21 protein-coding genes are annotated in these 22041 nt (G+C 54.2%); 11 read left to right on the plus strand and 10 right to left on the minus strand.

Annotated elements, in window-relative coordinates:
- The first annotated feature begins 36 nt into the window (after window positions 1-36).
- The 6 genes from ACMGGP_RS06430 to ACMGGP_RS06455 all read left to right on the plus strand — a co-directional run bounded on the left by ACMGGP_RS06430 (window position 37) and on the right by ACMGGP_RS06455 (window position 4170).
- Window positions 37-339 (plus strand): hypothetical protein, encoded by a 303-nt coding sequence (locus ACMGGP_RS06430; RefSeq protein WP_498798278.1) that lies wholly within the window; start codon window positions 37-39, stop codon window positions 337-339.
- A 182-nt stretch (window positions 340-521) separates the two neighbouring features.
- Window positions 522-641, plus strand: coding sequence for a hypothetical protein (locus ACMGGP_RS06435; RefSeq protein WP_498798711.1), 120 nt, complete (start codon window positions 522-524; stop codon window positions 639-641).
- Between the two features lie 652 nt (window positions 642-1293).
- Complete coding sequence (locus ACMGGP_RS06440) at window positions 1294-1857, plus strand: Ail/Lom family outer membrane beta-barrel protein (RefSeq protein ID WP_033785920.1); 564 nt, start codon at window positions 1294-1296, stop codon at window positions 1855-1857.
- Between the two features lie 297 nt (window positions 1858-2154).
- On the plus strand, window positions 2155-2565 hold the full coding sequence (locus ACMGGP_RS06445; RefSeq protein WP_498798712.1) for a DUF2569 family protein: 411 nt from the start codon (window positions 2155-2157) through the stop codon (window positions 2563-2565).
- Between the two features lie 117 nt (window positions 2566-2682).
- Window positions 2683-3222 carry a hypothetical protein gene (locus ACMGGP_RS06450; RefSeq protein WP_498798279.1) on the plus strand — a complete coding sequence of 180 codons (540 nt, stop codon included), beginning with the start codon at window positions 2683-2685 and terminating at the stop codon, window positions 3220-3222.
- 405 nt (window positions 3223-3627) lie between these two features.
- Entirely contained in the window at window positions 3628-4170 is a 543-nt protein-coding gene (locus tag ACMGGP_RS06455) for a glycine zipper 2TM domain-containing protein (RefSeq protein ID WP_003849847.1), read from the plus strand.
- Between the two features lie 144 nt (window positions 4171-4314).
- Here ACMGGP_RS06455 and mfd read toward each other — a convergent pair whose 3' ends face one another.
- Window positions 4315-7758, minus strand: coding sequence for a transcription-repair coupling factor (gene mfd, locus ACMGGP_RS06460; RefSeq protein WP_498798280.1), 3444 nt, complete (start codon window positions 7756-7758; stop codon window positions 4315-4317).
- 228 nt (window positions 7759-7986) lie between these two features.
- A complete protein-coding gene (locus ACMGGP_RS06465; protein ID WP_003849845.1) occupies window positions 7987-8196 on the minus strand; it encodes a hypothetical protein in 210 nt (69 codons plus the stop codon).
- 248 nt (window positions 8197-8444) lie between these two features.
- Between ACMGGP_RS06465 and lolC the strand changes: the two genes are divergently transcribed.
- From lolC to pepT, 5 genes are all read left to right on the plus strand, one after another.
- Complete coding sequence (lolC, locus tag ACMGGP_RS06470; protein WP_010246284.1) at window positions 8445-9644, plus strand: lipoprotein-releasing ABC transporter permease subunit LolC; 1200 nt, start codon at window positions 8445-8447, stop codon at window positions 9642-9644.
- The gene (gene lolD, locus ACMGGP_RS06475; RefSeq protein WP_010246282.1) at window positions 9637-10341 is read left to right on the plus strand and encodes a lipoprotein-releasing ABC transporter ATP-binding protein LolD; all 705 of its coding nucleotides are present in this window, start codon (window positions 9637-9639) and stop codon (window positions 10339-10341) included. The genes lolC and lolD overlap by 8 nt, the downstream gene beginning before the upstream one ends.
- Window positions 10341-11585 (plus strand): lipoprotein-releasing ABC transporter permease subunit LolE, encoded by a 1245-nt coding sequence (gene lolE, locus ACMGGP_RS06480; RefSeq protein ID WP_498798281.1) that lies wholly within the window; start codon window positions 10341-10343, stop codon window positions 11583-11585. The genes lolD and lolE overlap by 1 nt, the downstream gene beginning before the upstream one ends.
- 145 nt (window positions 11586-11730) lie before the next feature.
- Entirely contained in the window at window positions 11731-12564 is an 834-nt protein-coding gene (gene cobB / locus ACMGGP_RS06485) for a Sir2 family NAD+-dependent deacetylase (protein ID WP_010246278.1), read from the plus strand.
- A gap of 236 nt (window positions 12565-12800) precedes the next feature.
- Window positions 12801-14030: a peptidase T gene (pepT, locus tag ACMGGP_RS06490; protein ID WP_010246276.1), complete on the plus strand. Its 1230-nt coding sequence runs from the start codon at window positions 12801-12803 to the stop codon at window positions 14028-14030.
- A gap of 65 nt (window positions 14031-14095) precedes the next feature.
- Here the strand turns inward: pepT and ACMGGP_RS06495 are convergent, their stop codons facing one another.
- The 8 genes from ACMGGP_RS06495 to rluE all read right to left on the minus strand — a co-directional run bounded on the left by ACMGGP_RS06495 (window position 14096) and on the right by rluE (window position 21927).
- Window positions 14096-15220 carry a ribosomal protein uL16 3-hydroxylase gene (locus ACMGGP_RS06495; protein WP_010246274.1) on the minus strand — a complete coding sequence of 375 codons (1125 nt, stop codon included), beginning with the start codon at window positions 15218-15220 and terminating at the stop codon, window positions 14096-14098.
- A gap of 57 nt (window positions 15221-15277) precedes the next feature.
- Window positions 15278-16738 (minus strand): two-component system sensor histidine kinase PhoQ, encoded by a 1461-nt coding sequence (gene phoQ / locus ACMGGP_RS06500; protein ID WP_010669868.1) that lies wholly within the window; start codon window positions 16736-16738, stop codon window positions 15278-15280.
- Window positions 16739-16740: 2 nt separating this feature from the next.
- A complete protein-coding gene (gene phoP, locus ACMGGP_RS06505) occupies window positions 16741-17409 on the minus strand; it encodes a two-component system response regulator PhoP (protein ID WP_010246270.1) in 669 nt (222 codons plus the stop codon).
- Window positions 17410-17513: 104 nt separating this feature from the next.
- Window positions 17514-18884 carry an adenylosuccinate lyase gene (gene purB / locus ACMGGP_RS06510; RefSeq protein ID WP_010246268.1) on the minus strand — a complete coding sequence of 457 codons (1371 nt, stop codon included), beginning with the start codon at window positions 18882-18884 and terminating at the stop codon, window positions 17514-17516.
- A 44-nt stretch (window positions 18885-18928) separates the two neighbouring features.
- Window positions 18929-19570 carry a high frequency lysogenization protein HflD gene (hflD, locus tag ACMGGP_RS06515; RefSeq protein ID WP_010246266.1) on the minus strand — a complete coding sequence of 214 codons (642 nt, stop codon included), beginning with the start codon at window positions 19568-19570 and terminating at the stop codon, window positions 18929-18931.
- Window positions 19571-19612: 42 nt separating this feature from the next.
- Window positions 19613-20725, minus strand: coding sequence for a tRNA 2-thiouridine(34) synthase MnmA (mnmA, locus tag ACMGGP_RS06520; protein WP_010669869.1), 1113 nt, complete (start codon window positions 20723-20725; stop codon window positions 19613-19615).
- Window positions 20726-20767: 42 nt separating this feature from the next.
- Window positions 20768-21241, minus strand: a complete 474-nt coding sequence (locus tag ACMGGP_RS06525) for an NUDIX domain-containing protein (RefSeq protein ID WP_010246262.1) — start codon at window positions 21239-21241, stop codon at window positions 20768-20770.
- 44 nt (window positions 21242-21285) lie between these two features.
- Window positions 21286-21927 carry a 23S rRNA pseudouridine(2457) synthase RluE gene (rluE, locus tag ACMGGP_RS06530; protein ID WP_498798282.1) on the minus strand — a complete coding sequence of 214 codons (642 nt, stop codon included), beginning with the start codon at window positions 21925-21927 and terminating at the stop codon, window positions 21286-21288.
- Between the last annotated feature and the right edge of the window lie 114 nt (window positions 21928-22041).

The raw sequence follows: 22041 nt of genomic DNA on the forward strand, positions 1-22041 counted from the left end.
AAGTAGACGATTTCAAATTTAAGTAGGGTGTGATAAATGTTAGTTATATGCAATTCAATATCCGGAAAAAGCTTACCCGATGATGCAAGAATCATGGGGGAAACTGACGAAACATTATTTGAGCCGCTAAAAACTGGTATGGAGTATAAAGTCTACGGTATTATGTTTTATACGACTCGAATAGATTTTTTGCTATGCCCTGAAGGTGAGAATCCACTATGGGTACCTTCAAATATCTTTAATGTACTGGATGATAAGTTGCCGCCTGACTGGGGATGTATCATTACCGAGAAAACAATAGATTATTCTGACTTGTATGACGCATTTGGGATTATCTAAATTTTAGGTTATTTTGAGTTAATTAGGTCATACCAGCATTACATTGGTATTCTTGAAAGAGATGCAGGCGAATTACAAAAGTTTCATTCACATAGGCTAAGCTGCTAGGTTGTCCCGGCGCATGTTCACCGAGGTTTTTATTACGGATAGCATGCCAAAAGACCTAGTGTCTGATAAACGACCTGCCTGAGAATGACATCATTAGTGATAAGAAAGTTATGGATGCCTGTAGTAATGGCAGGGTTACCAGCCCCGGATGCTTACGGGCAGATCGTCAGCTTGCTGAATATCACCAGTGTTGATGTGCAGAATCAGTCACAGGTAAAGGATGGGCATGAGTACCGGCGGCAGCATTGGCAGTCAGCTTGAAAGTACCGCTTTTTGGGAAAATACAGGTATTATTTTTCCGAATGCTTTCATTTATTCAGAGGGGTTTAAATAGAACTGTAACTTAGTCTTTTAAAGGGTTGGGAACATATCAGGTCAGTTAATAATCTGCGTTAATGGATTGTATAAGGCAGGATAATTTTCTGGATGTATGTGCCGTAATGGTTTTCAGGTGTTTTGCTTTTTTATGGCAACTCGGTCTTGATACCTCTAATTCTTTTTGGTCTAATAGTGCCATTAAGAATTGATTGATAACTAATCGCCAGGATGAATCCTGTGGTTAAATTCTTTACTTAACCTAAATTAAATGGCCGAAGTGCCATTTAATAAGGCTGGCGTTTAAGTTTCACATTGACTCAGGCCAGCCAGTTTTAAAAAAATCCGGGTATGAATAGATGCTCTCCGACCGATCTGAACATCAGGCGCGGAGCGCTACATGAAATTCCTGTCCGATACAGGCGGATAGATAAAAAATCATCCTGTCCGTCGGGTATTGGTGATTCAGGGAACGAAGTCCTGCGTTAAGCGCAGGGAAATAATGTTAAATTATGAAAAGGAATTAATTACATGACCTCTAAAATGACAATGCTGGCATTACTGTGTGGCGGTCTGCTCGTGGGCAGCAATGCGCTGGCTGATAATCACACCGTCTCGGTTGGTTATGCGCAAAGTAAAGTTGAAGACTTTAAAAACATCCGCGGTGTCAATGTTCAGTATCGCTATGAATGGAATTCTCCTCTCAGTGTGATTGGCTCATTCAGCTACATGAAAGGCGATGAAAGTTTTTCTGAGCGAGAAGATTTTTATGGCGACGTTAGCGGATATGATGGAAAAACCAAAGTTAAATATTACTCACTGATGGCAGGTCCCGCATATCGCATCAATGACTACATCAGCTTCTATGGATTAATTGGTGTTGCCCATACCAAAGTGGATGAGAACGTGACTTATCCCGGTATCTATTCCGAAGAATACAGCGAAAATAAAACCTCTTTTGCCTATGGCGCTGGCGTTGTCGTGAATCCTATTAGCAACCTCTCTGTGAGTGTTGGCTATGAAGGTACTCGCGTAAAATATAACGAAGATGTTGCCATTAATGGTTTTAACATCGGCATCGGATACCGTTTCTGATTCAACGCTAAAAACCGCAACCCTGGTCATCTGGTCAGGGTTGTTTTTTTGCACTCTGGAAAGGATCGTTTTTTATAAAGGTCGAATCAGGCAGTTCTTCGATACATTTAAAATAGTACCTGATCCTGTCTGACCAAAGACGTCGATCTTCTGAATTAACCGATTTGAATTTTGTTAAAACAAAGAAAAACAATTACAGCTTCAGGGGGCGAGAATGTTATGCATTAAATGTCAGGAAGCAGAAGAGAATAAAGAATCAGGCTTTTGTGATAATTGTGAAAAAAAGAAGAGGGCAGGATTAATGGCTTATTATATCTGCCAGCTTTAGGCTTGATTATTGGTTCTTTTACGATGCTGTATAATGATTTTTGTATTGTTTCCTTGATTGCCAACACTTATCAGAAACAAGGTGTGGTTAATAGTTTTAGTGTTTTATTATTAGCGCTGTCCATTATTAATGCTCCCGTAACAGTGCTGGCTTGCTGGTTCTTCTTTAGGAAGAAAGTAAAAACCAGATACGTGATGATAACGTACTATTTATACGGTCTTATCTTTGCGAGTTTTTGCACGCTTTATCCTGCTTTGGTTTTTCACGTAAATCTTACGCAGCCTGCTATCAATATGCTGGCTCGGGCCTTAATCAGTTGTCTGATATGGGTACCATATTTTATTTTTTCCAGCAGGATTAATAAAGTCTTTGTGCATTAATACGGTCAATATTTTTTGTCACAAAATAAACGATGGGTAACGCAACACCTGCCTCGTTATAGTACCAATAAAATAACCAGTTCCAGTCTGTGTCAGTTAGATTAAGGATAATAAAGAATGGCTGCAAAAATTTTGATCACCGGATTGATAGCACTATTATTGAGTGGTTGCACGGCAGGCTTCAGACCTTCACTGGATGATTATAAAGGGCAGGATGCGGCCCGAATCCGGGTGGGTTCAGAGGGCAATACGGCACTTCAGTTCTATGAAAAACAGAGTTCAGGTTGCTATAAAAAAATGCTGGAACGCCGTATCACTCCTGGTTTTGCCATTCTGGGCATCCCCGTTACAGGTAATAAACGGATAGGTATGTCAGCGTCGTCTGAAAACAAGGGTGCTTTCATCAATGAATTTACCCTGAAGCCGGGACAAATGATTCGTGTCATTCACTACTGGACAGAGGCTGGGTACCATCAGAACACTCAAAAATCGGCCACTGTTGAATTTATTCCTCAGGCTAACCATGACTACGATATTGTAGTCAGAGGGTCCGAATATTCAGGCGATAGCGTTTCCATCAAAGACCTTACCCCCAATGGCACCATTGTGGGCTGGGGCGAGGTAAAGGTATGCCCATCCGAGAGCATTTTTGATTAGTTTCCTTTTTCTTCATTCCTGAAGCCTGAGTGCTTCAGGAATGAATGTTCCCGATAACGGTACATAAAGATGATACTTTTGGGTGACGATGGAAAGGCCGTTGCCATAACGGGCAGTCAGGCTTTGCTTAAGGTATATAAAATTATATGCCGTTGATTTAATTGGTTTAATTTCCTTAGCGAAAAAGCATCATTAATAACGTTCCCCACCTCAGAACTCTCCTAAAAACTGGTCCTGATAGCAAAGTGACCAATTTCCTCCATTTATCTGATGTTGCATTTTCGGTCCATCTGTAAAACTTCATCTCAACAAACACGGCGCGTCGCGCACGCCGGTTATACCTCAGTTAACGAGGATGCTTTAGCAGCAGGATTGCGCGGTAACACTTTTCAGGAGGAACTTCCTGTGAATAAATCAATGTTAGCGGGTATCGGTATTGGTGTGGCAGCAGCTCTGGGTGTTGCAGCCGTAGCAGGCATGAACGTGTTTGATCGCGGTCCTCAATATGCTCAGGTACTGTCTGCAACGCCAATCAAAGAGAGCATTAAACAGCCTCGTCAGGAGTGCCGTAATGTCACTCTGACCCACCGTCGGGCCGTGCAGGATGAAAACCGTCTTGCCGGGTCTGTATTAGGTGCAGTGGCAGGTGGAGTGCTGGGTCACCAGTTTGGTGGCGGTCGCGGCAGAGATGTGGCGACAGTAGCAGGTGCGGTAGCGGGTGGTTATGCCGGTAATCAGGTCCAGGGCGGACTGCAGGATCGGGATACCTACACCACAACCGAACAGCGCTGCAAAACCGTTTACGACAAACAAGAGAAAAAACTGGGATATGACGTGACCTATAAAATAGGCGATCAGCAGGGTAAAATCCGTATGGAAAATGACCCCGGCACGCGTATTCCACTGGATCGCAATGGCCAGCTGGTTCTCAACGGCGATCAGGCGTAATTGGGCAAAGCTTTGCCGCTCACGCGGCCACACAGCACAACGTAATACAGCAGTAATGAAAAAGGCGCATCTCAGGATGCGCCTTTTTTTGCGGCAAACTAACCGGCGTTTTACCGGTTAGATCACCAACGCACGGGCAGGGTGTTACGCCTGCCGTTGAGCCAGTTGCGAAACGAATCCCTGCACCCACTCAAGCCGCACCTTTCTTTCCGATAGCTCACGGGTAAACCGCAGTCGTGTCGGACCGTCCAGCTTCCACTGCTGAGGCTCTTTCTGCAGCAGGCCTATCAGCCATGCCGGATCCACGTTGTTCTTCGGCGCAAAATCGAAATAACCGCCTTTGTCGCTGGCTTCGATCTTACGCAGACCGACAGCGCGGGCTTTCAGCCGGATAATCGCCACATCCAGCAGATTACGCGCCGGATCGGGCAGCAGGCCAAAGCGGTCGATCATCTCAACCTTCAGCTCCTGCAACTCCTCTTCAGCCTCCGCGCTGGCGATGCGTTTATAGAGTGAAAGACGGGTACTGACATCCGGGATAAAGGTCTCGGGCAGCAGGGCGGGCATCCGCAGCTCCACCTCGGTCTGGTTGCTGGTGAGATCTTCCAGTGACGGCTCGCGACCCGCTTTCAGCGCCTCGACCGCATTCTCCAGCAGCTCCATATAAAGCGTGAAGCCCAGCGTCTCCATCTGTCCGCTCTGCTCATCACCCAGCAGTTCGCCGGCACCGCGAATCTCCAGGTCGTGTGTTGCCAGGGCAAAACCCGCTCCCAGATCTTCCAGTGAAGCGATCGCCTCCAGCCGCTTATGCGCATCGGCGGTCATCGACTTCGGATGAGGTGTTAACAGCCAGGCATAAGCCTGATGATGCGAACGCCCGACGCGACCACGCAGCTGATGCAACTGCGCCAGGCCAAAGTGATCGGCCCGCTCAATGATGATGGTATTGGCGGTCGGTATGTCGATACCGGTTTCGATAATGGTGGTACAAACCAGCACGTTAAAACGCTGATGGTGGAAATCGTTCATCACCCGTTCCAGATCACGCTCACGCATCTGACCATGACCAATAGCGACACGCGCTTCCGGCACTAGTTCGCTGAGACGCTGCGCCGCTTTCTCGATATTTTCAACGTCATTGTAGAGGTAGTAGACCTGTCCGCCACGCAGAACCTCACGCAGGATCGCTTCGCGGATCACCAGATCGTCAAATTCACGGACAAAGGTTTTCACCGCTAAACGGCGGGCAGGCGGCGTGGCGATGATCGAGAGATCGCGCATGCCGCTCATGGCCATATTCAGGGTGCGAGGGATTGGCGTTGCGGTCAGCGTCAGAATGTCCACATCGGCGCGCATCGCCTTGATGCGCTCTTTGTGACGCACCCCGAAACGGTGCTCTTCATCGACAATCAGCAGACCAAGATCGTGCCATTTGAGATCGCTCATCAGCAGCTTATGGGTGCCGATTAAGATGTCGATCTTGCCATCGCTGGCCTGTTCCAGCACCTGCGTCTGCTCTTTGGCAGTACGGAAACGGGAAAGCATCTCAATGCGAACCGGCCAGTTGGCGAAGCGATCGCGGAAGTTGTCGTAATGCTGCTGTGCCAGCAGGGTGGTCGGCACCAGTACGGCCACCTGTTTATGGTTCTCAATCGCCAGAAACGCCGCGCGCATGGCTACTTCGGTTTTACCGAAACCAACGTCGCCGCACACCAGACGGTCCATCGCCAGCGGCTCGCACATATCACTCAGCACCGCGTTGATCGCCTGCGCCTGGTCCGGGGTGGTTTCAAACGGGAAGCTTTCGCAGAACAGCTGATACTGCTCGCGATTATGCTTAAAGGCAAAGCCGGTTTTGGCGGCGCGCTGAGCATAGATATCCAGCAGTTCAGCCGCCACATCACGCACTTTCTCAGCCGCTTTCTGCCGTGCGCGTGACCAGGCATCGCTGCCCAGTTTGTGCAGTGGTGCATTATCGTCGGCACCGCCTGCGTAGCGGCTGATCAGGTGCAGCGATGAAACCGGCACATAAAGTTTGGCGTCGTTGGCGTAAGAGAGCATCAGGTATTCCGCCTCAATGCCGCCGGCTTCCAGCGTGGTTAGGCCGATATAACGACCCACACCGTGTTCCAGATGCACCACCGGCTGGCCGGGATGCAGTTCCGCCAGGTTACGGATCAGAATGTCCGGATTGATAGTGCGACGGGTATCCTGACGGCGACGGCTGACGCGTTCGCCCAGCAAATCGCTTTCGCAAATCAGCGCCCGGTTGCCCTGGGTATCAATAAAACCGCGCTCGCTGGCGCCGATCATCAGTCGGAAACGCTCTTCGCCGGTCTCATCGAAGCGGTGCACCGGCTGAGGACGCAGTTTAATCCGGGCCAGCAGATCCTGCAGGCTCTCACGGCGGCCTTCATTTTCGACCGAGAAGACCACGGTGCCGCTGAAGGTTTCAATAAACTGACGCAGATGATCCAGCGGCGCTTTTGCCTGCGCCTGAACGGTCAGGTCAGGCAGCGGGGTATAACCGAGGTTGGTATTCGCGGCTTTGGCGGGCAGCACCTCATTGGTCATCTGGATGCGCGGCCAGGCTTTCAGCTCTCCCATTAATGCATCCGGACGCAGCCACAGGGTGACCGGCTCCAGCAGTGGACGCATCGGATCAACGCGGCGATTTTCATAGCGCGCCTCGGCATCCTGCCAGAAGCGGCTGGCGCTGCCTTCAAGATCGCCGCAGTTCACAATCAGGGTATTATCCGGCAGATAGCTGAACAGGCTGGGCAACGGCTGCTCAAAAAACAGCGGCTGCCAGTATTCGATGCCCGCTGGCAGCGTGCCTTTGCTGACCTGCTGATAGACATGCTCCGACTCACGGCGCACATCAAACGTTTCACGCCAGCGGCTGCGGAACAGCTCAATGGCGGCTTTGTCGCTGGGAAACTCATGCGCAGGCAACAGGTTAATTTCGGGGACTGCTTCCAGCGTGCGCTGACTGTCGACGTCGAACAGGCGCAGGCTGTCGATCTCATCATCGAAAAAGTCGATGCGGTAGGGCTGATCGCTGCCCATCGGGAACAGATCGAGCAGGGCGCCGCGCGTGGCGTATTCACCGTGCTCCATCACCTGATCGACATGGCGATAACCGGCCTGCTCAAGCTGGTCGCGCAGCCGGTCGCGAGACAGTTTTTGTCCCTGCTTCATCACCAGCGCATGGCCGTGCAGGAAACTGTGCGGGCAGACGCGCTGCATCAGGGTGTTGACCGGCATGATCAGCATACCGCGCTGCATCACCGGCAGCTGGTAGAGGGTCGACAGGCGGGCGGAGATAATATCCTGATGCGGCGAAAAGCTGTCGTAGGGCAGCGTTTCCCAGTCGGCAAGGTGCGCCACCGGCAGATCGGTAAACTGGCGGATTTCATCCAGCAGACGCAGAGCGGTTTGGGTATCGGGTGTAATCATTAACACCGGACCAGCATGTCGTTCGGTAATGCTGGCACACTCCACCGCGTGCGCCGCGCCTATGAGCTGGCCGAGCTGACGGTGATCGCCGGATTTAACGGGCAGGGTATAACGAGTCTGTTCGGGCATGGGATCTCGGGGTTGCTCCATTTTTCCAGGACGTAATCATTCCATATTATGTCAGGGGGATCACCTCTGCGGCACAATTTTCCTGCCGCGCCGCGCTGAACCAGGGGATCGGTCAGCCATTACCGGGCGTCAGCGGTAATCGTGCGGATAAAGAGAGGATAGACGGAGTCTGGCAAGGGATCAGAAAAAACCGCCGTCGCCATGCAGCGACGGGGTTAAACGGGCATTTTATTTTATGGATTGCTGTGTGTAATGCATGCGTGGGCGGTCGATATTCGCCCAGGATAACTCCTGCTCAGGATGATAGCTAAGGTTACCGTCGTCCCACTTTACGTAGTAGCCGGCTGGTGCGTTTCCCTGCTCAAAGACGTTGATGATTTCGCCTCTGATCTCCCCGGATTTATGTTTAACGATGCTGCCTTTGGGAAATTTCAACATGGTCGCTACCTCATACTGCCCGGCAATAAATCACCCGTGATCATGGTACTGATTGTAGTCTACCCCCCTGGACGCTGAATAATCAGCCAATAAGCGGTGGCTTTATCGGCTATTCCGCTGCTTTGGCGCGGAATGTGACGCATCCGGATGCAACTTTGCTGCCGACTCAGAGGGTTAGAGGTTTCATAAAGCCAGCCGCTCCTTTATCATCCCACTACCTATTTTCAGGCAACGGCTTACTGGATTCCATGTATCAACCTGTCGCGCTATTTATCGGTCTGCGTTATATGCGTGGACGAGCATCGGATCGCTTCGGTCGCTTTGTCTCCTGGCTCTCAACGATTGGCATTACGCTCGGCGTGCTGGCGATGGTCACCGTGTTATCGGTGATGAACGGTTTTGAGCGTGAACTCGAAGGCAATATTCTTGGCCTGATGCCTCAGGCGCTGATCACCAGCGACAAAGGCAGTCTCAATCCACAACAGCAACCCGCCACTTCGCTGAATCTGCAGGGTGTCAGCCGTATTGCGCCGCTGACCACCGCCAATGTGGTGCTGCAAAGCCCGCACAGCGTCTCCGTTGGCGTGATGCTGGGCATTGAGCCGGCTGAAAAAGATCCGCTTACCCCTTTCCTGGTCAATACCCGGCAGAGCGTGCTGCAGGCCGGGCAGTATAATGTCATCCTCGGTGAACAGCTGGCATCCCAGCTTGGCGTAAAACGTGGCGATCAACTGCGTCTGATGGTGCCGTCGGTCAGCCAGTTCACCCCGATGGGACGCGTGCCAAGTCAGCGTCTGTTTACCGTAGCGGGCACCTATGCCGCTAACAGCGAAGTCGATGGTTATCAGATTCTGGTCAATCTTCAGGATGCGTCGCGCGTGATGCGCTATCCGGCCGGTAATATTACCGGCTGGCGACTGTGGCTGGATAAACCGCTGTCGGTCGACAGTCTGAGTCAGCAGACACTGCCTGCGGGCCTGGTCTGGAAAGACTGGCGTGAGCGCAAAGGCGATCTCTTCCAGGCGGTGCGTATGGAGAAGAACATGATGGGCCTGCTGCTGAGCCTGATCATCGCCGTGGCTGCCTTTAACATTATCACTTCGTTAGGCCTGCTGATCATGGAGAAGCAGGGCGAAGTGGCGATCCTGCAAACCCAGGGCCTGACGCGCCGGCAAATAGTGGCGGTGTTTATGGTGCAGGGTGCCAGCGCCGGTATTATCGGCACGCTGCTCGGCACGCTGCTCGGTGTCTTGCTGGCCAGCCAGCTCAACAACTTAATGCCGGTGATTGGCCTGTTCCTTGATGGTGCCGCATTGCCGGTTGATATTAATGTGTGGCAGGTGGTCACCATCGCCCTCAGCGCCATGATTGTGGCGCTGTTGTCTACGCTCTATCCTTCATGGCGCGCTGCCGCCGTTCAACCTGCTGAGGCTTTACGTTATGAGTAACACTCCTTTGTTGCAGTGCCGCGACCTGTGCAAACGCTATCAGGAAGGCAGCGTGCAGACCGATGTGCTGCGCAATGTGGCTTTCAGCCTCCAGCCCGGTGAACTGACAGCGATTGTCGGCAGCTCCGGTTCCGGTAAAAGTACGCTGCTGCATCTGCTCGGCGGTCTGGATGCACCGACATCGGGCGACGTGGTGTTTGATGGCCAGTCACTGAATGCCATGTCCTCGTCGGCCAAAGCGGAGCTGCGTAACCGCGAGCTGGGCTTTATCTATCAGTTCCACCATCTGCTGCCGGACTTCAGCGCGCTGGAGAACGTGGCGATGCCGCTGCTGATTGGCAAAACGGCTAAAACGGAAGCACAGGATCGCGCCCGTGAGATGCTGGCCGCGGTCGGGCTGGACCATCGCGCCGCGCACCGGCCTTCAGAACTGTCAGGCGGCGAACGCCAGCGCGTGGCGATTGCCCGTGCGCTGGTTAACCGCCCACGGCTGGTGATGGCGGATGAGCCAACCGGTAACCTTGATGCACGCAACGCCGACGCCATTTTTGAATTACTGGGCGAACTGAACGTGCGTCAGGGCACCGCGTTTCTGGTGGTGACCCACGATCTGATGCTGGCAAAACGCATGACGCGTCAGATGGAGATGCGTGATGGTCAGTTAAGCGATCAGCTCACCATGGCAGGAGCGGTGTAATGGGTTCGTCGTTATCCCTGTTGCTGGGCCTGCGCTTTAGCCGTGGCCGCCGTCGTGGCGGCATGGTGTCGCTGATTTCGGTGATCTCCACCATCGGTATTGCGCTGGGCGTGGCGGTGCTGATTATCGGTCTGAGCGCCATGAATGGTTTTGAGCGTGAGCTGAACAACCGCATTCTGGCGGTGGTGCCGCACGGCGAGATCGAGGCGGTCAATCAGCCGTTCCAGCACTGGCAGTCGATGATTGCCCCGATTGAAAAGGTGCCCGGCATTGCGGCGGCAGCGCCTTATATGAACTTCACCGGCCTGATTGAGAGCGGCGCCCGGCTGGAAGCGCTGCAGGTAAAGGGCGTTGATCCGGCACAGGAGCCGCGTCTCAGTGCCCTGCCACAGTTTGTGGCAGATAACGGCTGGTCCTCTTTTGCCGCCGGTAAGCAGCAGATCATTCTGGGCGGCGGCATTGCTAAATCGCTGAACGTGAAGCAGGGCGACTGGATCACCATAATGATCCCCAACAACGATGGTGATAACAAACTGCTTCAGCCTAAACGTATCCGGCTTCAGGTCAGCGGTATTCTGCAACTGAGCGGCATGCTCGATCACAGCCTGGCGCTGGTGCCACTCGCCGATGCACAGCACTATCTGGAGATGGGTGACAGCGTGTCCGGCATCGCCCTGAAGATGACCGACCCGTTCCAGGCGGTCAAACTGGTGCGGGATGCCGGTGAAGCGACCCGTTCCTACGTCTACATCAAGAGCTGGATTGGCACCTACGGCTATATGTACCGCGATATTCAGATGATCCGCGCCATCATGTATCTGGCGATGGTGCTGGTGATTGGCGTCGCCTGCTTTAACATTGTCTCAACGCTGGTGATGGCGGTGAAGGATAAGAGCAGTGACATTGCGGTGCTTCGTACCCTCGGTGCTAAAGACCGGCTGATCCGCGCCATCTTCATCTGGTACGGTTTGCTGGCAGGCCTGCTGGGCAGCGTCAGCGGCGTGATCGCGGGCGTGCTGGTGGCGCTGAATCTGACCTCACTGGTGCGCGGGCTGGAGTCGGTTACCGGTCATCATCTGCTGGCGGGTGATATCTACTTCATTGATTTCCTGCCGTCGGAACTGCACTGGATTGATGTGTTCTCAGTATTGATTACCGCGATTCTGCTGAGCCTGCTGGCGAGCTGGTATCCCGCCAGACGCGCCAGCCGCATTGACCCGGCTCGGGTATTAAGCGGTCAGTGAAAAAATGCGGCGCGAATCCTTTCGCGCCGCATCTGTTTAAGACCTTTGCTGTTGGGCGCGGCCCTCAGCAACCGTTACTATCGGGTGATGTTAACCCGGAATCTGTTTAGAGCGGCTCGCCGCAGCTGCTACGCCAGGAGATTTTATGCGTACACCACGTCGCCGCATACGACTTGCCCGCCTGAAGAAAACCCGGAGAAAAGTGCATCAGCGCTTTCGCCAGCGCATATTTGAGCGCGATCGTCAGGCCGAACTGGCCGCCCATCCTCAGCCGCATGTTGTTGTGCTGACCGGCGCAGGCATCTCAGCGGAGTCCGGCATCCGGACCTTCCGCGCCGCTGACGGCCTGTGGGAAGAGCACCACGTTGAAGATGTTGCGACGCCCGAAGGATTTCAGCGCGATCCCGCGCTGGTGCAGCGCTTCTACAATGCGCGCCGCCAGCAATTGCAGGAGGCAGAGATTCAGCCTAACGCGGCCCATCTGGCGCTGGCGGAGCTGGAACAGGTATTAGGCGATAACTTTTTGCTGGTCACGCAAAACATCGACAATCTGCATGAACGTGCCGGAAACAGCCGGGTGCTGCATATGCACGGTGAGCTGCTAAAAGTGCGCTGTGTCACCAGCGGTCAGGTCATTGAGTGGACCGGTGATATCACGCCGGACGATCGCTGCACCTGCTGCCAGTTCCCCTCGGCGCTGCGGCCGCACGTAGTGTGGTTTGGTGAGATGCCGCTGGGCATGGAGCAGATTTATCAGGCGCTTGAACAGGCCGATTACTTTATCGCTATCGGCACCTCAGGCCATGTCTATCCGGCCGCGGGTTTCGTCCATGAAGCCAAACTGCAGGGCGCGCATACTGTTGAACTGAACCTGGAGCCAAGCCAGGTGGGCAACGAATTTGCCGAGCGGCATTACGGCCTGGCGAGCGAAGTGGTGCCGGAGTTTGTGCATAAGCTGCTGCGCGCGCTTTATAAGTAAGCAGGGGCGGCTATGGCCGCCTCGCCGTTTTTTGCCCGTCATGCTGATTCCAGCCGCCCGGTGTTTATCAACATTGCGAGGTTTGCCGCAACAATCTCGTAATCAGCCGTTTTTTTCGGGCTTATTGCTTTCCCAAAGGTTATCGACAGCGCTAACCTGTCTGCGAATGATTTTACGCAACGTTGTAACCGGCTGGTCTGTTAATAATACCGGATGGCACTTTTAAAGGATGGGATATGGAACAGTTACTTGAGCGCTTTTTAAGTTATGTGGCCGTTGAGACACAGGCTAAGCCGCAGGCGCGCCAGGTGCCCAGCAGTGAAGGGCAGTGGACGCTGGCGCGTCAGCTGCAGGAGGAGTTGCTGGCACTGGGTTTTGTCGATGTCTCCTTGAGCGATCACTGTTGCGTCATGGGCACACTGCCTGCCAATGTTGACTGGCCGACGCCAGTCATCGGTTTCATCTCTCACATGGATACCTCGCCAGACTTTACGGCGAAACATGTTAATCCGCAGATCATTGAAAATTATCGCGGTGGAGACATTGCGCTGGGTAACGGCAACGAAATTCTCTCGCCGGTGATGTTCCCGGTGTTGCACAAGCTGATTGGGCATACGCTGATTACTACCGATGGCAAAACCCTGCTGGGCGCGGATGATAAAGCGGGTATCGCTGAGATCATGACGGCGATGGCGCAACTGGCTGCGAGCGATACGCCGCACGGTGCGATCCGCGTTGCCTTTACGCCCGATGAAGAGATTGGTCGCGGCACTTCTCACTTTGATGTGGAAGGCTTTGCCGCTGACTGGGCCTACACCATTGATGGCAGTGATCTGGGTGAGTTCGAATATGAGAACTTCAACGCTGCTTCGGCCACCGTCAAAATCGTCGGTAACAACGTGCACCCTGGCTCCGCCAAAGGGGTGATGGTCAATGCGCTGGATCTGGCAAACCAGTTTCATGCCGCGGTCCCGGCCAGCGAAAAACCGCAATATACTGACGGCTATCAGGGCTTCTATCATCTGCATCAGATCAAAGGCAGCGTTGAACACGCCGAGATGCTCTATATCATTCGTGACTTCGAAACGGAGAGTTTTGAACAGCGTAAACAGACGCTGCTGCAGATTGCCGCAGAGATCAACAAAACCCTGCACCCGGACTGTTCGGTCACCGTCGAGATCACCAACAGCTATCGCAACATGCGTGAAAAGGTTGAGCCGTTCCCGCACATCATCGAACTGGCTTTACAGGCGATGCGTGACTGCGGCATTGAGCCGGTAGTGAAACCGATTCGCGGCGGTACGGATGGATCGGCGCTGTCGTGGAAAGGGCTGCCTTGCCCGAATATCTTCACCGGTGGCTATAACTATCACGGCAAGCATGAGTTTGCTTCGCTGAATATCATGGCGAAATCGGTGGAAGTGATTGTGCGGCTGTCAGAACTGGCGGCGCAGAAGAAGAATTAACCTGCAGGCACAAAAAAGGCTCTCTGCCACAGCGGCAAGAGAGCCTGATTCAGTATCAGCTCAGATTATTCGTCGCCGAAGTACCAGTATCCGGCATTGACCAGGTCGGCGATCTGCGCCAGTACCGACGGGTCATCCAGCGCATCGCCCAGATCGTCCAGTGTGATGCGATAGTGGCGCGCCAGTACCGCCATCACATCGGGATGTGAACACTCAACCCGCTCACCGTTGACATAGACCGCATCACCAATCGTCAGAACACGCAGGCCACCTAACCGGCTCAGGGTATCGCCCTGTTGCAGCGCATCATAAATTTCATCAGGCTGGTAAGGCGGTTCCGGTGGCGCGACATCGAGTTCGTGACGTGACTGGGAAATGAATTCGCCAAACCACTGAGCGAACTGCTCCGGCTGATTGACCACATCCAGCATCAACTGACGTACGCCTTCAATCTCCTGCGGCAGAATCTGCGACGGGCAATCACGTGCAGGCACATCCGGATCGCTGAAGCGCAGGCTGCCCAGCTCATTGGCCAGCGCGTAATCCGCAAAGCCGCTGATTAACTCGCGTCCGCTGGGGGCACGGAAACCCACGGAGTAGTTCAGGGCGTTTTCCAGCGAGTAGCCTTCATGCGGGAACCCCGGCGGAATATAGAGAATATCACCCGGCTCCATCTCTTCATCGATGATGGCGTCGAATGGCTCAACCTGCAGCAGATCCGGATGCGGACAGTGCTGCTTCAGCGGCACCTTTTCACCGACGCGCCAGCGACGGCGACCAGCACCCTGAATAATAAAGACATCATACTGATCAAAATGGGGACCGACGCCGCCGCCAGGCACGGCAAACGACACCATCAGGTCATCAACACGCCAGTCAGGCAGGAAACGGAAAGGGCGCATCAGTGCGGCAGAGGCTTCATGCCAGTGATTGACCGCCTGTACCAGCAGCGACCAGTTGTTTTCACCCAGATGATCATAGCTCTCGAACGGGCCGTGGCTGACCTGCCATTTGCCATCCTGATGGCTGACCAGGCGGCTATCCACCTCGTTTTCCATCGCCAGACCGGCCAGTTCATCCGGTGAAAGAGGATCGACAAAGTTTTTAAAACCACGCTTCAGCACTACCGGGCGTTTCTGCCAGTAACGCTGAATAAAATCGGGCCAGTTAATATCGAGCTGATAGTCCATAAAAGGGTTCCGCTTAGGGCTGTAAATGCCAGCAAGTATAACAGCCCTGAGGGTTTTCTACTCGCGGCGATGTTCGACTTCCTGGCGCTGAAAGACCACTTCCATGCGTGTTCCGCCGAGTGCGCTACTGGAGGCGATGACGTTGCCCTCATATTGCTCAAGAATATCGCGCACCACCGCCAGACCCAGTCCCTGACCGGGACGCAGGGTGTCGGCGCGCTGACCCCGGACAAACACTAAATCGCGCTTGCTCTCGGGAATGCCCGGACCATCATCGTCAATATAGAGATGGAGTGCATTTTCGCTCTGAAAAGCGCTGATTTCGATAAATTCCAGGCAATACTTGCAGGCGTTATCGAGCACGTTGCCCAGCACTTCCATAAAGTCATTCTGGTCGCCAACAAAGGTCAGCTCCGGTGAGATATCCAGCGAAATCGCCACGCCTTTACGCTGATAGACTTTATTCAGGGCTGAGCAGAGCTTGTCGAGCAGACCGGAAACGGAATGCAGATCGCGCTGCAGCGGATTGTGATCGGCCTGCATACTGGCGCGATGTAGATAATAACCGACCTGCTGCGAGATTCGACTAATCTGCTCCAGCATCACCGGCTCAGCCTGTTCCACCGTCAGTTCCTTGCCGTTGCGCAGCGAGCGCAGGGTGCTCTGCAACACGGCCAGCGGCGTTTTCAGGCTGTGGGTCAGGTCTGAAAGCGTGGTGCGATAGCGGGTATAGCGTTGCCGCTCATTGGTCAGCAACAGATTGAGGTTACGCACCAGACTGCGCAGTTCCTGCGGCGGATTATCCGCCAGATTTTCGCGCTGACTGGTCTCCAGTTCGCGCACCTGCTGTGTCAGCGCGCCAATCGGCCGCAGACTCCAGTGCGCCGCCAGCCACAGCAACGGAATGATCAGTATCAGGTTGGCTGCCAGCACATAGCTGAACCACGACCAGACCACATCAGAATGCTGCAACTCCTGCGGGATAGAGTCGACCACCACAATGGTGAGTGCGGGCAGATTCGTGGTGGCATCGTAACGGTTAACGGCGACCGAGTGGGTAAAGGTATCGTTGCTGTCATTGTCCCAGTCGTTGAGTCGTTGCTGAGCATTCAGGTTATTGCCCATCGCCACCATGCTGGTACGGTTACTGGTATCAATCTCGTAGAAGTCAGGCTTCAGCAGCCATTCACGGCGGATCTTCTTGCGGATCTCCGGCACGTCGCGTTGCTGCCACAACAGCTTGCCGTGCTCATCGTAAATAAACACCAGCGTCGGGAAGTTGAGCGTCATCCGTTCCGGCTGGGCGATGGTGAGTTTGTTGTCATGCCATTGCGCCAGCGTAAAGAACAGGTTGCTCTCGCCGCGCATTACGCGATAGGTGTTTTTATCGAAACTGACCACATAGCCAATCACCGCCACCATGCCGTAGGAGAGTGAGAGGAAGAGGACGATCGCTGCGGAGGCCAGCAGAAAGCGGGCGCGCAGCGAAATAGGGCGATAACGATTAAACCAGGACATGGTCAGAGATCAAAGCGGTAGCCCTGGCCACGCACGGTGGCGATCACGTCAGTAGGATGCAACGCCAGAATTTTTTTGCGCAGACGTCCCATAAGAACGTCGATGGTGTGGCTTTCACGCAGTTCAGCGTCAGGATACAGCTGCAGCATCAGCGAGTCTTTGCTCACCACTTTGCCCGCGTTACGGATCAGTGTTTCAACAATGGTGTACTCAAAGGCCGTAAGCTTCACCGGCTGTTCATTGACCGTCAGTTCACGGCGGGAGAGATCAACCTGAAACGGGGCCATATCGATGATTTGCGAGGCATGTCCGCTGTTACGACGCATCAGCGCCTGCAGGCGTGCCGCGACTTCTTCAATGTGAAACGGTTTGGTGACGTAGTCATCCGCGCCGGCTTCCAGCGCCTCAACTTTGGCCTGCCAGCCTTCACGGGCGGTCAGCACCAGAATCGGCTGGCGCACAGCATCGCTGCGCCAGCGGCGAATCAGAGACATACCATCTTCATCCGGCAGGCCGAGATCCACCAGCGCGATATCTGGCAGATGTTCCCGAAGAAAATAGTCAGCTTCTTTGGCGTCTTCGGCGGCATCGACCTGATGGCCCATGTCACGTAACTGGACGGCGAGATGATGGCGCAGCAGGGCATTGTCTTCAACAACCAGAACACGCATAGAAATTCCTTACACTCTGTTTGAGTCAACCTGCAGAAAGTATACGCGAAATGTATTAAACAAGATGTTAACGCAGACCGGACTGGGCCGGTCTGCGGCGGGCATTATTTCAGATCGTCAACCATCTGGATAGCGCGGCCAATATAGTTTGCAGGCGTCATCTGCTTCAGACGGACTTTTTCCTCTTCCGGCAGTGCCAGGCTGTCGATAAAGGCCTGCATGCCGGCGGCATCGACGCGTTTACCGCGCGTCAGCTCCTTCAGCTTCTCATAAGGCTTCTCAATGCCGTAACGGCGCATTACCGTCTGAATCGGTTCTGCCAGCACTTCCCAGTTGTGATCCAGTTCATCCAGCAGACGATCGCGGTTCACTTCCAGTTTCGAGATGCCTTTCAGCGTCGCCTGATAGGCGATCAGCGCATAACCGACGCCCACGCCGAGGTTACGCAGCACGGTGGAGTCAGTCAGATCGCGCTGCCAGCGTGAGACCGGCAGTTTGCTGGCCAGATGCTGCATTACCGCGTTCGCCAGGCCCAGATTGCCTTCGGAGTTTTCGAAGTCGATTGGGTTCACTTTGTGCGGCATGGTCGACGAGCCAATCTCGCCCGCAATGGTCTTCTGCTTGAAATGGTTCAGCGCCACATAACCCCAGATATCGCGATCGAAATCGATCAGGATGGTGTTAAAGCGGGCGATGCAGTCAAACATTTCGGCAATATAGTCGTGCGGCTCAATCTGCGTGGTGTAAGGGTTCCAGGTGATCCCCAGCGAGGTGACGAAGTTCTCGCTCAGCGCATGCCAGTCCACTTCGGGATAGGCGGCAATGTGGGCGTTGTAATTCCCTACAGCGCCGTTGATTTTGCCCAGCACCTCAATCTGTTTCAGCTGACGTAACTGACGCTCAAGACGGTAAGCGACGTTCGCCATCTCTTTACCCATCGTCGACGGTGTAGCCGGCTGGCCGTGGGTGCGGGAGAGCAGCGGAATGTCACGATATTCGCTGGCAAGATCTTTCACAGCGGTAATCAGCTGCTGCCAGTAAGGCAGGATCACGTCACGACGGGCTGTTTCCAGCATCAGGGCGTGCGACAGGTTGTTGATATCTTCAGAAGTACAGGCGAAGTGGATAAATTCAGAAACAGCATGCAGGGCAGGGACGTCGGCAACTTTCTCTTTCAGGAAATACTCAACCGCTTTGACGTCGTGGTTGGTGGTGCGCTCAATGGTTTTGATGCGCGCGGCATCTTCTTCGGAAAAACCGGCGACAATCGCATCAAGGAAAGCGTTTGCGTCGGCATCAAATGCAGGAACTTCCTTGATCTCTGCGGTCGCGGCCAGTTTTTGTAACCAGCGAACTTCAACCTCAACGCGGAATTTCAGCAAACCGAATTCGCTGAAAATCGCACGCAGCGGGCTGACTTTATCGCCGTAACGACCATCGACAGGTGAGACGGCGGTCAGAGAGGATAATTCCATCAGTGCAACTCCTGAATCATTTAGCAGTGTTTTGCCGCACCGACTTAGTAAGTCAGTGGCAGCCGGGATAAGAGGGTTTTCGCTTCACGCAGCAAACGCTGACGCGAGAACATCAGTTGCAGTCGGCCACCACCGACCTGCTGCCACAATACGGCAGCACGGATACCGGCTAACAGGGTGGCGCGCACTTTACTCTGTACCTGCGTATTCTGCAGTACCGCAGGCGAACCGGTGACCTGAATACGCGGGCCAAGCGGGCTGATCACATCCACATAGATGGCAGCCATCGCGCTGAGAATGGTGTCTGACTCCAGTTCATAATGCGCCAGCTGGCGATCCAGCTGAGTGATGCGCTGGGCCAGCGTCGCCATGGCCGTTTTACTGGCGCTGAGCTTGCGCTCCAGCACCATCATGCTCAGGGTGTAACGCGTCAGCTCTGCACCTGCGCCCTGACGACTGCTGCTGTTCAGCACCGCCATCAGGGTTTCAAGTCCGAGGCGCAGGTTGGCTTCATTGTTGCCAAACACCGCCAGCGTTGAGCCAGGATTGAGGTCCAGTACGCTGCGCAACGACACGGTCAGCGCCTCCGGCTGGCAGTGACCCTGCTGAGCCAGCTGCTGCACCAGATGGGCCGACTGACAGATGCCCGCCAGCGCCAGCGTAATTTCCTGATAATTTTTCGCCACGGTTACTCCTGTTTACGCGTCATCAATGCGGGCTGAGCCCGCTTACTCCGCCACTAACGGCAGACGCTGTTCGATAATACCGCCACCGAGGCAGACCTCGCCAAGGTAAAACACCGCAGACTGACCCGGCGTCACCGCTGCAACCGGCTCGTCGAAACGCACCTCAATCCGATCGTCGCCGTGTGGGATAATCTCACAGGGAATATCGGTCTGACGATAGCGGGTTTTCACGGTGCAGCGAAGCGGGGCGGTAATCGGCTGGCGATCAACCCAGTGCAGCTGCTGCGCAATCAGGCCGACGGACATCAGACGCGGATGATCGCCGCCCTGGGCAACAATCAGGCGGTTACGCGCCACATCTTTGTCGACCACATACCAGGGATCATCTTTGCTCTCTTTCAGGCCGCCAATACCCAGGCCTTTACGCTGTCCCAGAGTATGGTACATCAGCCCCTGATGTTCACCGACGATCTGGCCTTCGGTGGTTTCTATTTCGCCAGGCTGAGCCGGGAGATAGCGCGCCAGGAAGTCGCGGAATTTGCGTTCACCGATAAAGCAGATACCGGTCGAATCTTTCTTCTTCGCGGTGATAAGGTCCAGCTGTTCGGCAATGCGGCGCACTTCCGGTTTTTCCAGCTCGCCAACCGGGAACAGACTTTGGGCGATCTGCTGGTGGCTCAGGGTATAGAGGAAGTAGCTCTGATCTTTGTTGCCATCCAGACCGCGCAACAGCTGGCTCTGGCCAGCCACGTCCTGACGACGCACGTAGTGACCGGTGGCGATAAAATCTGCGCCCAGATCCTCAGCCGCGAACTCCAGGAACGCTTTGAATTTGATCTCTTTGTTGCAGAGAATATCGGGGTTGGGCGTGCGGCCCGCTTTGTACTCTTCGAGGAAATGCTCAAAGACGTTATCCCAGTATTCAGCGGCAAAGTTAACTTTGTGCAGCTTCATACCCAGCTTGTCGCACACCGCTTGCGCATCCGCCAGATCGTCCGCGGCGGTACAATACTCCTCGCCATCGTCCTCCTCCCAGTTCTTCATGAACAGGCCTTCAACCTGGTAACCCTGCTGTTGCAGTAACCAGGCGGAAACGGAAGAATCGACGCCGCCGGACATACCGACGATCACTTTTTTCTGGCTGTTGTCAGACATGACACGCTCGCATTACGATAAAAAAACAGGCGGCGCATTCTATCATGCAGAAGGCAGGCGCGCACCCTCGTGAAACGGCCACCGGAACGGGCTGACCAGATGTAGCGGGTAGCGCGTGCCCTGTTGCCACAGGCGTACGCTTTCCGCGACCAGCGGCGAACGCAGGTTAGAGGCAGTGAGAATCTGCGCTGGCGGCAACCACCAGCAGCAATCGATGTCGCTGTCCTGCGGCTGGGTTGGCGCTTTTTCCGCCAGATCCACGCCAAACAGAAAACGCACAAAAGGCGTACTGTCGGGTGCGATCCACTGGTTTATCGCGATGAAATAGTGCATCGGCGTGGCGATGCCGGTCTCTTCATAGAGTTCGCGCTCTGCGGCTTCCAGCAGAGTTTCATCCGCTTCAAGATGCCCGGCGGGCTGGTTCCAGGTGGGGCGACCGTTGATCGTCTCTTCCACCACCAGTAATTCACCTTCGGCCTGAACCAGACAGGCGACAGTAACATGAGGTTTAAACATCACTTCTCCGCAATTGTTAACCTGAGGTTATAAAAAACCGGTTTTCAGAGCGCACTTTCGCTGAGTTCACGCCACGCGCCCGGAGCCAGATCGTCGAGCGAATAACTCCCCATCGCGTACCGGATCAATCGCAATGTGGGAAAGCCAATGTGGGCGGTCATCCGGCGAACCTGACGATTACGGCCTTCATACAGCGTGATTTTCAGCCACTGCGTCGGGATGTTTTTACGTTCGCGTATAGGTGGCTGACGTGGCCAGAGCCACTCAGGCTCAGCCACTTTTTCTACCCCAGCGGGCAGCGTCAACCCATCTTTCAGATTAACCCCATCCCGCAAAGGCTGCAGATCCGTCTCCTGTGGCTCGCCTTCCACCTGCACATAATAGATCTTACCTGTGCGTTTGCCGGGCTGAGTCAGCGCAGCCTGCAGCGCGCCGTCGTTGGTCAGCACCATCAATCCTTCGCTGTCGCGATCGAGGCGACCTGCGGCATAAACCTCTGCGACGCTGACAAAATCCTTCAGTGTTCGGCGGCCCGCTTCATCGGTGAACTGCGGTAACACGTCGAACGGTTTGTTAAACAGAATCACGCGGCGCGGAGCCGCAGGGCGGGCAGGGGAACGCCGCGCATCACGCGTCGGGCGGCTGAATCGTTTATCCTGGTGAATTCGTTGAGAAGTTTTTCGCATGGGCTTTGCAGTCAGAAACATTCGGCGCATTATAACGTGAAATTGCGGTGATTGGCGTGGCGGAAATATTCAAGTAGTATTGACGCGCATCTTACAAATCATTAACAAACGCCC

The organism is Curtobacterium sp. BNK-1 (assembly GCF_048685235.1).
GTDB classification, from domain to species: domain Bacteria; phylum Pseudomonadota; class Gammaproteobacteria; order Enterobacterales; family Enterobacteriaceae; genus Pantoea; species Pantoea agglomerans.

Coding starts and splice junctions, on each gene's coding strand:
- ACMGGP_RS06430 (WP_498798278.1), top strand. CDS start 37: ATGTTAGTTATATGCAATTCAATATCCGGAAAAAGCTTACCCGATGAT.
- ACMGGP_RS06440 (WP_033785920.1), top strand. CDS start 1,294: ATGACCTCTAAAATGACAATGCTGGCATTACTGTGTGGCGGTCTGCTC.
- ACMGGP_RS06450 (WP_498798279.1), top strand. CDS start 2,683: ATGGCTGCAAAAATTTTGATCACCGGATTGATAGCACTATTATTGAGT.
- mfd (WP_498798280.1), bottom strand. CDS start 7,758: ATGCCCGAACAGACTCGTTATACCCTGCCCGTTAAATCCGGCGATCAC.
- ACMGGP_RS06465 (WP_003849845.1), bottom strand. CDS start 8,196: ATGTTGAAATTTCCCAAAGGCAGCATCGTTAAACATAAATCCGGGGAG.
- lolC (WP_010246284.1), top strand. CDS start 8,445: ATGTATCAACCTGTCGCGCTATTTATCGGTCTGCGTTATATGCGTGGA.
- lolD (WP_010246282.1), top strand. CDS start 9,637: ATGAGTAACACTCCTTTGTTGCAGTGCCGCGACCTGTGCAAACGCTAT.
- lolE (WP_498798281.1), top strand. CDS start 10,341: ATGGGTTCGTCGTTATCCCTGTTGCTGGGCCTGCGCTTTAGCCGTGGC.
- cobB (WP_010246278.1), top strand. CDS start 11,731: ATGCGTACACCACGTCGCCGCATACGACTTGCCCGCCTGAAGAAAACC.
- pepT (WP_010246276.1), top strand. CDS start 12,801: ATGGAACAGTTACTTGAGCGCTTTTTAAGTTATGTGGCCGTTGAGACA.
- ACMGGP_RS06495 (WP_010246274.1), bottom strand. CDS start 15,220: ATGGACTATCAGCTCGATATTAACTGGCCCGATTTTATTCAGCGTTAC.
- phoQ (WP_010669868.1), bottom strand. CDS start 16,738: ATGTCCTGGTTTAATCGTTATCGCCCTATTTCGCTGCGCGCCCGCTTT.
- phoP (WP_010246270.1), bottom strand. CDS start 17,409: ATGCGTGTTCTGGTTGTTGAAGACAATGCCCTGCTGCGCCATCATCTC.
- purB (WP_010246268.1), bottom strand. CDS start 18,884: ATGGAATTATCCTCTCTGACCGCCGTCTCACCTGTCGATGGTCGTTAC.
- mnmA (WP_010669869.1), bottom strand. CDS start 20,725: ATGTCTGACAACAGCCAGAAAAAAGTGATCGTCGGTATGTCCGGCGGC.
- ACMGGP_RS06525 (WP_010246262.1), bottom strand. CDS start 21,241: ATGTTTAAACCTCATGTTACTGTCGCCTGTCTGGTTCAGGCCGAAGGT.
- rluE (WP_498798282.1), bottom strand. CDS start 21,927: ATGCGAAAAACTTCTCAACGAATTCACCAGGATAAACGATTCAGCCGC.